The sequence below is a fragment of the Streptomyces sp. NH27 genome (assembly GCF_056859195.1).
Genome location: NZ_JACEGK010000307.1, coordinates 1 through 9,505, shown reverse-complemented (window position 1 = coordinate 9,505; position 9,505 = coordinate 1). Strand labels below are relative to the sequence as shown.

Genomic DNA, 9,505 nt, shown 5'->3' with positions numbered 1-9,505 from the left:
CCCTTACGTTATACGTGCGCGTGCTTTACGCCGCGGGCGTCCCCGTGTCGGTCTGCGTGCCCGTCCCCGTCCCCGTGCCCGTCGGCGTGCCGGACTTGTCGCCGGAGGTCTTGCCGGGCGACTTGTCCGAGGTCTTACCGGACGACTTGCCCGAGGTCTTGTCGGACCCGGACGCCCCGGACGCCCCGGTCGTCCGGTTGCTCGTCGACGGCGCCTTCGGCGTCGTCGGCGCGGCCGTCGTGGGCAGTGAACCCGGCCCGTACGGCGCGAAGTAACTGCTCGCCGGCGTCACGTTGACTTCCATCTTCACCGCGCCGGCGGAGCTGAAGGCGAAGACCGCGTTCTGGACGTCGCCGTCGCGCAGCGCCTCGTTCCGGCCCCGCAGGACCGCCGCGGGGTTGCCCTTGCCGCCGAGCAGCACGGTGCCGTGCGCCGGCACGCTGATCGTCGATCCGCCGTGGGCGCCCTTCAGTTCGGCCATCGTGGTGCCGCCGATCTGCACGGACTGCAGGCTCTGGGCGGAGGAACCGTTGTTGAACAGGCGGGCGGTGATGGTCGCCGGTCCGCTCGGGTCGGTGAGCACGAAGGCGTTCTGCACCTTCACGTCACCCACCGATCCCGAGTCGCTGTCCGGGTGAACCTCCAGCGATTCCGCGTCGTTGCCGGCCGAACATGCGGCGGCGAGAGGCGCGAGCGAGAGCGCGAGTACGGCGGCGAGAGCGCCGCGACGGATGCTGCGGACCACGGCGGCGGCATCTCCTTGGGCAGGGTACGGAAGATCTTCCAGCGGCCTTACATTACCGACGCCACACCCTCGGTCGTGCACCGGCCCCGCCTTTAGGGCGCGTTGATTACCGGAGTGCCCCAAGATCGGTCGCGGGGCCTTTTCCATGATCGGGCAAAATTCGATCTTCGGGCGGCCGGTAACCGGCCATCGGCCCGAACGGCGTAGCGAGGGCGCACTCCTGTGAGAGTGACAAATCTGGACGTACCGCCCCCCGTTCGGGGTCCTCCGGGGCTGTAACGGGTACGTTTCGGGCCCGGCGTATACCTGCTCCGACCTGCGAATACCTCCTCGGCGCCGCCCCCTCCAGCACGTTCCGGGGGCGGTTGTCAAGCCCCGAGATATGCCCTGACCTGCGGAAACGCCATTCAGAAGACGCCGTTCCCGTGTTACCCTGGATAGCCACGGAAGGGGTACCTGTCACATGACGTTCAAGGTTGGCGACACCGTGGTCTATCCCCATCACGGGGCCGCGCTGATCGAAGCGATCGAAATTCGCCAGATCAAAGGCGTGGACAAGACCTACTTGGTGCTCAAGGTCGCCCAGGGCGACTTGACGGTACGCGTACCCGCGGACAATGCGGAGTTCGTCGGCGTACGCGACGTGGTCGGTCAGGACGGTTTGGACCGGGTCTTCGAGGTGCTGCGGGCGCCGTACACCGAGGAGCCCACCAACTGGTCCCGCCGCTACAAGGCAAATCTGGAGAAGCTCGCCTCCGGCGACGTCATCAAGGTCGCGGAGGTCGTGCGCGACTTGTGGCGCCGTGAGCGTGAGCGCGGCCTGTCGGCGGGTGAGAAGCGCATGCTCGCCAAGGCGCGACAGATCCTGGTCAGCGAACTCGCACTGGCCGAGAACACCAACGAGGACAAGGCCGAGACTCTGCTCGACGAGGTCCTCGCGTCGTAAGACCGTCCCTTTTCGGACGTTCTCGTGTCGCGTCCTTGCCGGTGTGAGACCCCACGCCGCCCCATGTGACGTACCGACTTACGCAGACGCACCCCCGGCCACCAACGGGGGACCTGCCGCGGCACCCGGTCGAGCAGGATGACCGGGTGCTGCGGCATGCTGATACCACGGCATGCCCATCATGCCGGGCGAGCGAAGGTCCTCCGGAGGTCACGGAAGGGGTCCGGAAGAACACCGCGCCAGGCACTGAAGAGTGCGATACCCATCTGACACAAGGACACAAACCTGCGTACCGCCGCTGTCATTCCCGCCGCCGGACGTGGCGTCCGGCTCGGCCCCGGCGCGCCCAAGGCGCTGCGCACCCTGGGCGGGGTGCCGATCCTCGTCCACGCGGTCCGCGCGATGGCCGCGGCCCGGGCCGTCCAGGTCATCGTCGTGGTCGCCCCGCCCGACGGCGCGGCCGAGGTCAGAGCGCTGCTCGACGCCCACGAACTGCCCGAGGCGACCGCCGTCACCGTCGTCCCCGGCGGCGGGTCCCGGCAGGACTCGGTACGGCTCGGCCTGGCCGCGCTGCCCGACGACGTCGACGTGGTGCTGGTGCACGACGCGGCCCGCCCGCTGGTGCCCGTCGAGACCGTCGAGGGTGTCGTCGAGGCGGTGCGTTCCGGCGCGCCGGCCGTCGTCCCCGGAATTCCGCTCGCCGACACCGTCAAGAGCGTCGAGCCGGAGACCGGCGCGGTCACCGGCACCCCGCAGCGCGCCCTGCTGCGCGCCGTGCAGACCCCGCAGGGCTTCGACCGCGCCGTGCTCGTCAAGGCGCACGCCACCGTCACCGAGGACGTCACGGACGACGCGAGCATGGTCGAGCAGCTCGGCGTGCCGGTCCGGGTGGTGCCCGGACACGAGGAGGCGTTCAAGGTGACCCGCCCGCTGGACCTCGTGCTCGCCGAGGCCGTACTCGCCCGCAGGAGGGCTCATGGCCACTGAGGAGCACAGCGCCGGGCCGTCCGACGGCGGGCTGCCGCCGTTGCCGCAGGTCGGTATCGGCACCGACATCCACGCCTTCGAGGAGGGCCGCGAGCTGTGGTGTGCGGGCCTGAAGTGGGAGGGCGAGGGGACCGGCCTGGCCGGGCACTCCGACGCCGACGTGGTCGCGCACGCCGCGTGCAACGCGCTGTTCTCCGCGGCCGGGCTCGGTGACCTCGGCGCGCACTTCGGCACGGGGCGGCCCGAGTGGGCCGGCGCGTCCGGGCTGACACTCCTCGCCGAGGCGGCCCGGATCGTCCGCGACGCGGGGTTCGTGATCGGGAACGTGGCCGTCCAGGTGGTCGGGCAGCGGCCCAAGATCGGGAAGCGGCGCGACGAGGCGCAGCAGGTGCTGGCCACTGCCGTGGGGGCGCCGGTCTTCGTCAGCGCGGCCACCTCGGACGGGCTGGGCTTCACCGGCCGCGGTGAAGGGCTCGCCGCGATCGCCACGGCGCTGGTCGTACGATCCGCCCGGGGCTCCGCGTCCTGACGGTGCTGCCGGACCGTCCGCCGGTGGGTGGCCGGTCGTGCGGTTCCCCGCCCCCCTTGTCCTGGTTGCCCGCCGCGCGAACGGCTCCGCTCGTACGGAGCCGGAGCCGGTTGTTTGTGACCGGAGCATGTGCAGTTCGCCCAGGGGCGTGGGGCACGCGCCTTCGCCCACTACCCTTGTCCCGTGACTATTCGCCTGTACGACACCGACGCGCGCCAGGTTCGTGATTTCGCCCCGCTCACGCCGGGCCGCGTCTCGATCTACCTGTGTGGCGCCACCGTGCAGGCGGCCCCGCACATCGGCCACATCCGCTCCGGTCTGAACTTCGACATCATGCGCCGGTGGTTCAGCTACCGCGGCTACGAAGTGACCTTCGTGCGCAACGTGACGGACATCGACGACAAGATCATCAGGAAGGCGGCCGAGCAGGACCGTCCCTGGTGGGCGATCGGGTACGAGAACGAGCGCGCCTTCACCAACGGTTACGACGCGCTGGGCTGCCTCCCGCCGACGTACGAGCCGCGGGCCACCGGCCATGTGCCGGAGATGATCGAGATGATGCGCGGCCTGATCGCGGGCGGCCACGCCTACGAGTCCGACGGGAACGTCTACTTCGACGTGCGCTCGTTCCCCGACTACCTGGAGCTGTCCAACCAGGAGCTGGACAACCTCCGGCAGCCGGAGGGCGAGGGCGAGACCGGCAAGCGCGACCAGCGGGACTTCGCGATGTGGAAGGCCGCCAAGCCCGGCGAGCCGTCGTGGGAGACCCCGTGGGGCCGCGGCCGGCCCGGCTGGCACCTGGAGTGCTCGGCGATGGTCCACAAGTACCTGGGCCCCGTCTTCGACATCCACGGCGGCGGCATCGACCTGATCTTCCCGCACCACGAGAACGAGATCGCGCAGGCGAAGGCGTACGGCGACGAGTTCGCCCGGTACTGGGTGCACAACGCGTGGGTCACCATGAGCGGCGAGAAGATGAGCAAGTCGCTCGGCAACTCGGTGCTGGTCTCCGAGATGGTGCGGCGCTGGCGGCCGATCGTGCTGCGCTACTACCTGGGCACCCCGCACTACCGGTCGATGATCGAGTACAGCGAGGAGGCCCTGCGCGAGGCCGAGTCGGCGTTCGCGCGGATCGAGGGCTTCGCGCAGCGGGTGACGGAGAAGGCGGGTCCGGTCGAGCCGGCCGCCGAGGTGCCGCCGGCCTTCGCCGAGGCGATGGACGACGACATGGGCGTCCCGCAGGCGCTGGCTGTGGTGCACACCACGGTCCGGCAGGGCAACAGCGCGCTGACCGCCGACGACAAGGAGACGGCGGTCGCGCGTCTGGCCGAGGTCCGTGCGATGCTCGGAGTACTGGGTCTCGACCCTTTCGACCCGCACTGGAGCGGCGCCGAGGGCGGCGACGACCTGCACGGTGTCGTCGACTCCCTGGTGCGGCTGGTCCTGGAGCAGCGGCAGTCCGCGCGGTCCCGCAAGGACTACGGCACCGCCGACGCCATCCGCGACCAGCTCGTCCAGGCGGGTCTGGAGATCGAGGACACCCCGACCGGCTCGCGCTGGACGCTCAGGGGCTGACCTCGGCGACCGGCCCCGAGGGGCCGGTCTTCAAGGGGTTGGCCTCCGGGGTCGGCCTCCGGTGTTCACCGGCTCGCGGGACCCGTGGAGCTTTGCAGCGTTCGACCGAAGAAGTGAGAGTGTCTCCCATGGCCGGGAACAGCCAGCGCAGGAACCGCCGTACGTCCAACAAGAAGGGCGCCACGGTCGGTAGCGGCGGGCAGCGCCGCAAGGCCCTCGAAGGCAAGGGCCCCACGCCGCCGGCCGATGCGCGCAAGGGCCACAAGAAGAACCGGGTCGCCAACGCCCAGGCCCGGCGGACCGTCTCGGCGCAGTCCCGCCGGCCCTCGGGCCGCGGTGCCAAGTCGACCTCGGAGATGGTGGTCGGCCGTAACCCGGTGGTCGAGGCGCTGCGCGCCGACATCCCCGCGACGGCCGTCTACGTCCAGCAGTACATCGAGAACGACGAACGGGTGCGCGAGGCGGTGACGCTCGCCACCGACCGCGGGGTGCCGCTGCTGGAGGCGCCGCGGCCGGAGCTCGACCGGATCACCGCGGGCCTCAACCACCAGGGCCTGGTGCTCCAGATCCCGCCCTACGAGTACGCGCACCCCGATGACCTGGTGGCCGCCGCGGCCGGCCGTGGCGAGGACCCGCTGATCGTGGCGCTCGACGGCGTCACCGACCCGCGCAACCTCGGCGCCGTGGTGCGCTCGGTCGCCGCGTTCGGCGGACACGGCGTGGTGGTGCCCGAGCGGCGCGCGGCGGGTATGACCGCGGGCGCGTGGAAGACCTCCGCGGGCACCGCCGCCCGGGTGCCGGTGGCCCGTGCCACCAACCTCACCCGCACCCTTGAGGCGTACCAGAAGGCCGGGCTGACCGTCGTCGGGCTGGCCGCCGACGGGGAGTTGGAGCTCCAGGACCTGGAACTGCTGGGCGGCCCGGTGGTCGTGGTGGCCGGCAGCGAGGGCAAGGGACTGTCCCGGCTGGTCGGCGAGACGTGCGACGTGCGGGTGCGGATTCCGATGCCGGGTGGCGCCGAGTCGCTCAACGCGGGTGTCGCGGCCGGCGTGGTGCTGTACGAGGCGTCCCGCCGCCGCGCGTAGCCGGCCGGTCCGCGGTGCCGGCGGTCTGACGGGGGACCGTCAGGCAGTGTCCTAAACGACCGTCACTCGGTTAGATGAGCGTGGACACCAGAACACCCCGCACCTCGACGGGGGGAGGGGCGCCCGGGTTTGATGAGCGCGTGCTGACCATGGCACGGGTGCCGAGCGATCCCGCCCAGGTCATCGTCAACCATGCGAGCTTCCGGGTTCAGCTCGGCGCGGCCTCGACCCCCGCCCTCGGCGTCGCGGACACGGTACGGATGCCAGCCATGCGGCGTGGCAAGCCCGTTGTGTGGTCAGGCCACACCTCGCCCGAGTTGACGCAGGCGGTGCGTCGGCAGGCCGACGCCGCGGCCGGTCAGGGGCGGGCCGGAGCCGCGACGCAGGTGCTGCCCCGGATCGACGAGACGTCCGTACTGCCGCCCGCCGTTCCCACGGTGGTCGGCCAGCGCGCCCCGCTGGACGAACCGTTGAGCGGCACGAGAGGCCGCGGCTACGACGACGGCTACGGCGACCGCCATGGCGACGGGGACGGGTCCGACGGCGACGACCGCGCCCGCTCGCGCGGGCGCCGCGACACCGTCAAGCACGCGTACTACCCGCACCGGCGGATGAACCTCGGCATCGTGCTGCTGCCGCTACGCGTCCTCCTCGGCTTCGTGTCGATCTACGCGGGCATGGGCAAGCTGTGCGACCGGGTCTACTTCGACGGCGGCCACCGCGGTTCGATGGTCAAGTGGCTCTCCTCGCTGCACCCTTGGGCCGCCGCCGAGCCGCTGCGCGACGTCGCGCTCAACCACCCGGTGGGCGCGGGCCTTTCCGTCGCCTTCCTCCAGGTCGTGGTGGGCGTGCTCACCGTCTTCGGCCTGTGGCAGCGGATCGCCGCGGCGTTCGGCGCCGCCGTGTCGATCGCGCTGCTGGTCACCGTGAGCTGGCGGACCGTCCCGGTCTACGACGCGCCCGACTTCATCTACCTGGCCGCCTGGAGCCCGCTGGTGATCGCCGGCGCCCCGGTCTACTCGGTCGACGGCCACCTCGCGAGCGACGCCTGGCGCCGACTCGGCCCCCGCGTGACCCTGTGGGACCTGCGCCGCCGCGTGCTGCGCAGGGGCACGGTGCTCGCCACGGTCACCATCGGCCTGACGCTGCTGGTCGGTTCGGTGCTGGGTGCGGCCGTCCGCGCCAGCAGCACGGAGCACGGCCACTCCGGTTCCGGCGTGACTCCCGTGAACAACCTGCCCGGTTCGCCGCTTCCGGAGGTCTCCGGCGGTGACAGCGACGGGGGTTCGGCCGGCACCTCGGCCGACCCGACGCGTTCGGCCGGCCCCGGCAGGAGCGGGAAGAGCGGCGCCGACGGGGCACAGTCCGGTTCGAAGCCGAGCCGGACGCACGCGCCGACCGGCAGCAGCGCGCCGCACAGCACCCACACCACCATCGGTACGGGTGGCGGCTCCACGCGGTCCGGCAGCGGGTCCGGGTCCGGCGGTTCGTCCGGGGGGTCCTCCGGTGGGAGCGCCCCGGCGACCCATGCGCCGCCGCCCGCCGCCACCCAGGCTCCGCCGCCGCCCGCACCGCCGGCGAAACCCCCGCAGGGCGCGATCGGCGGGCTGCTCGGCAGCGGGCCGCTGCTGGGTCTCGCCGCGGGGCCCGCGGGCCACTCCACGGCCCCGCAGAACATGGCCTGACCGCTCGGACATCGCGCAGGGGCGCCCCCTCGGGAAGGGGGCGCCCCTGCGCGTTCGGTCGTGGGTGCGGTACGCCCGATGCACGCTCCTGGTGCGCGGCGTTCCTGGTGGGTTGTGCCGCCTGCGCTATGCCCGGCCGTAGAGGAGGGGCGGCCTGCGGGCCGATCACTCCTGGTGCGAACCCAGTTCCTTGGCGGCCTCGTTGAGGTCCTTCGCGGTGTCGATGGCCCGCCAGTACGCGCCGTGGGGGATCGGGAACCCGGCGAGCCGGCGTTCGCGGGCGAGCCGGGGGAAGGTGGTCCGCTCGTGGTCCCCGAGGTCGGGCAGCATCGCGGTGAACTCGGGCGCGAAGACGTACACGCCGGCGTTGATCAGGTAGGGCGACGGGGGCGCCTCGATGAAGTCCAGCACCTGCCCGAACTCGTTGGTCTCCACGGCGCCCCAGGGGATGCGCGGGCGGGCCAGCGCGAGCGTCGCGACGGCGCCGCGCTCCTCGTGGAACTCGGCCATCTCGTGCAGCGGGAAGCGGGTCCAGATGTCGCCGTTGGTGGCGTACCAGGGCTCGCCGGGGCGGGGCAGGGAGCCGGCCGCGTACTTCAGCCCGCCGCCGCGGCCCAGCGGCTCGCGCTCGATGACGGTGGTGACGTTGAGCGGGAGCGGGGTCGAGTCCAGCCACTTCTGCAGCACCTCGGCGAGGTGCCCGCAGGAGATCACGGCGTCCGTGACGCCTTCCGAGGCGAGCCAGGCCAGTTGATGGCCGATGATCGGCACCCCGGTGCCGGGGATCTCCACCATCGGCTTGGGCCGGTCGTCGGTGTACGGCCGCAGCCGTGACCCCTGGCCGCCGGCGAGCAGAACCGCCTGGGTGACCGGGGTGCGGGCTCCGCCACCGGTTTCGCGGGCCGCGGAGCGCGGAACCGCGGCACGTGAGGCCGCGGCGGGCGGGGTGGCGGCTGCGGCGGTGGTACGGGGTCGTTGGTCGGCGCGCGTCATGGAGCGCACCTTACGACCTGGGGGGTAGCAGGGAGTGGATCAGGGAGCGGCGTCATGTGGCTTCGGATCCAAGGCGGAGGAGGGAGGCGATGCGGTGGGGGTACCTCCCACGCCGCAGGCTGTGGGGGAGTCGTCGACCGACGACAACGCCGGAGGCGGAGTCGCAGGGCGGCGCGAGCCCGCTCCCTACTACCCCCCAGGTCGTTATGCGACGAGGGGCGTACGGCCCATGTGGTGCGGGCCGTACGCCTGCCGTGCTCGTCGCCTGCGTACGGTTCGGGTTCGCGTGTCCGTTCAGCCGACGGACGCCACGCCGGTCGCGAACGCGGTGTCGCACACCGGCCGCGACCACGCCTGCGCGCGGTGGGCGGCGCCGTCGTACTTGGCGACGGCCGCGCGGCCCAGCGAGCGGGCGATGTCGGCGCAGTAGCGCGCCAGACCGGGCTGCTTGGCCATGGCCACCTGGAGGTCGGTCAGGGCGGCGCCCGGGTCCTTCTCCTGGAGTTCGGCCAGCAGCTTCTGGCGCAGCGCCTCCTGGGGCGCGAGGGCCGCTTGCTTCTTCGTCGACGCAGCGGTCAGCACCTGTCCGTCCGAGGACGATGCGGCCCACGGCACGCGGGTGACGGCGAGCGTCCCCGACAGTACGAGGACGACCGGAAGAACGAAAGCGAATGTCTTGCCGAGACGGCGAGCTACCTGGTTCACGCATCGGATCGTAGCGAATGGTAATGATTTGGCGACATTCAGTCACTCTGACGAGGGAGGCGAAACGGGGCAGCCGCAGTCACCGTGTTGACGAACACACCCGAAAGGCCGGATTTGAGGATTTATGTCGGGCTGTGGAGAGGGGGCGGGGCGCGGTCGCGCGGAGACGGTCGGAAGGGGCGGGCGGACAGCGCCCGGCTGCGCGGGACATGGGCATGGACGCGGGCATGGACATGCGCGTGGACGTGCGCGTAT

General features: G+C 71.9%; 9 protein-coding genes. 6 read left to right on the top strand and 3 right to left on the bottom strand.

Annotation, left to right across the window (positions count from 1 at the left end; all coding sequences use genetic code 11):
* Positions 1-25: 25 nt before the first annotated feature.
* A complete protein-coding gene (locus AC13HU_RS23325) occupies positions 26-745 on the bottom strand; it encodes a DUF461 domain-containing protein (RefSeq protein ID WP_483043887.1) in 720 nt (239 codons plus the stop codon).
* 463 nt (positions 746-1,208) lie between these two features.
* Here AC13HU_RS23325 and AC13HU_RS23320 point away from each other — a divergent pair, with 463 nt between their 5' ends.
* The 6 genes from AC13HU_RS23320 to AC13HU_RS23295 all read left to right on the top strand — a co-directional run bounded on the left by AC13HU_RS23320 (position 1,209) and on the right by AC13HU_RS23295 (position 7,552).
* Positions 1,209-1,691 carry a CarD family transcriptional regulator gene (locus tag AC13HU_RS23320; RefSeq protein WP_103889522.1) on the top strand — a complete coding sequence of 161 codons (483 nt, stop codon included), beginning with the start codon at positions 1,209-1,211 and terminating at the stop codon, positions 1,689-1,691.
* A gap of 285 nt (positions 1,692-1,976) precedes the next feature.
* The gene (ispD, locus tag AC13HU_RS23315; protein WP_483043889.1) at positions 1,977-2,678 is read left to right on the top strand and encodes a 2-C-methyl-D-erythritol 4-phosphate cytidylyltransferase; all 702 of its coding nucleotides are present in this window, start codon (positions 1,977-1,979) and stop codon (positions 2,676-2,678) included.
* Positions 2,668-3,207, top strand: a complete 540-nt coding sequence (gene ispF, locus AC13HU_RS23310) for a 2-C-methyl-D-erythritol 2,4-cyclodiphosphate synthase (protein ID WP_483043886.1) — start codon at positions 2,668-2,670, stop codon at positions 3,205-3,207. The genes ispD and ispF overlap by 11 nt, the downstream gene beginning before the upstream one ends.
* Positions 3,208-3,390: 183 nt before the next feature.
* Complete coding sequence (gene cysS, locus AC13HU_RS23305; protein WP_483043885.1) at positions 3,391-4,782, top strand: cysteine--tRNA ligase; 1,392 nt, start codon at positions 3,391-3,393, stop codon at positions 4,780-4,782.
* 128 nt (positions 4,783-4,910) lie between these two features.
* Entirely contained in the window at positions 4,911-5,867 is a 957-nt protein-coding gene (gene rlmB / locus AC13HU_RS23300) for a 23S rRNA (guanosine(2251)-2'-O)-methyltransferase RlmB (protein ID WP_483043884.1), read from the top strand.
* A 149-nt stretch (positions 5,868-6,016) separates the two neighbouring features.
* On the top strand, positions 6,017-7,552 hold the full coding sequence (locus tag AC13HU_RS23295) for a DoxX family protein (protein WP_483043888.1): 1,536 nt from the start codon (positions 6,017-6,019) through the stop codon (positions 7,550-7,552).
* A gap of 165 nt (positions 7,553-7,717) precedes the next feature.
* Here the strand turns inward: AC13HU_RS23295 and AC13HU_RS23290 are convergent, their stop codons facing one another.
* On the bottom strand, positions 7,718-8,545 hold the full coding sequence (locus tag AC13HU_RS23290; protein ID WP_483043883.1) for a nucleotidyltransferase family protein: 828 nt from the start codon (positions 8,543-8,545) through the stop codon (positions 7,718-7,720).
* A 294-nt stretch (positions 8,546-8,839) separates the two neighbouring features.
* Positions 8,840-9,250: a hypothetical protein gene (locus AC13HU_RS23285; protein ID WP_483043882.1), complete on the bottom strand. Its 411-nt coding sequence runs from the start codon at positions 9,248-9,250 to the stop codon at positions 8,840-8,842.
* Between the last annotated feature and the right edge of the window lie 255 nt (positions 9,251-9,505).

Excerpts from the sequence above, each read along its gene's own strand:
- AC13HU_RS23320 (WP_103889522.1), top strand. The coding sequence starts at position 1,209 with ATGACGTTCAAGGTTGGCGACACCGTGGTCTATCCCCATCACGGGGCC.
- ispF (WP_483043886.1), top strand. The coding sequence starts at position 2,668 with ATGGCCACTGAGGAGCACAGCGCCGGGCCGTCCGACGGCGGGCTGCCG.
- rlmB (WP_483043884.1), top strand. The coding sequence starts at position 4,911 with ATGGCCGGGAACAGCCAGCGCAGGAACCGCCGTACGTCCAACAAGAAG.
- AC13HU_RS23295 (WP_483043888.1), top strand. The coding sequence starts at position 6,017 with ATGGCACGGGTGCCGAGCGATCCCGCCCAGGTCATCGTCAACCATGCG.
- AC13HU_RS23290 (WP_483043883.1), bottom strand. The coding sequence starts at position 8,545 with ATGACGCGCGCCGACCAACGACCCCGTACCACCGCCGCAGCCGCCACC.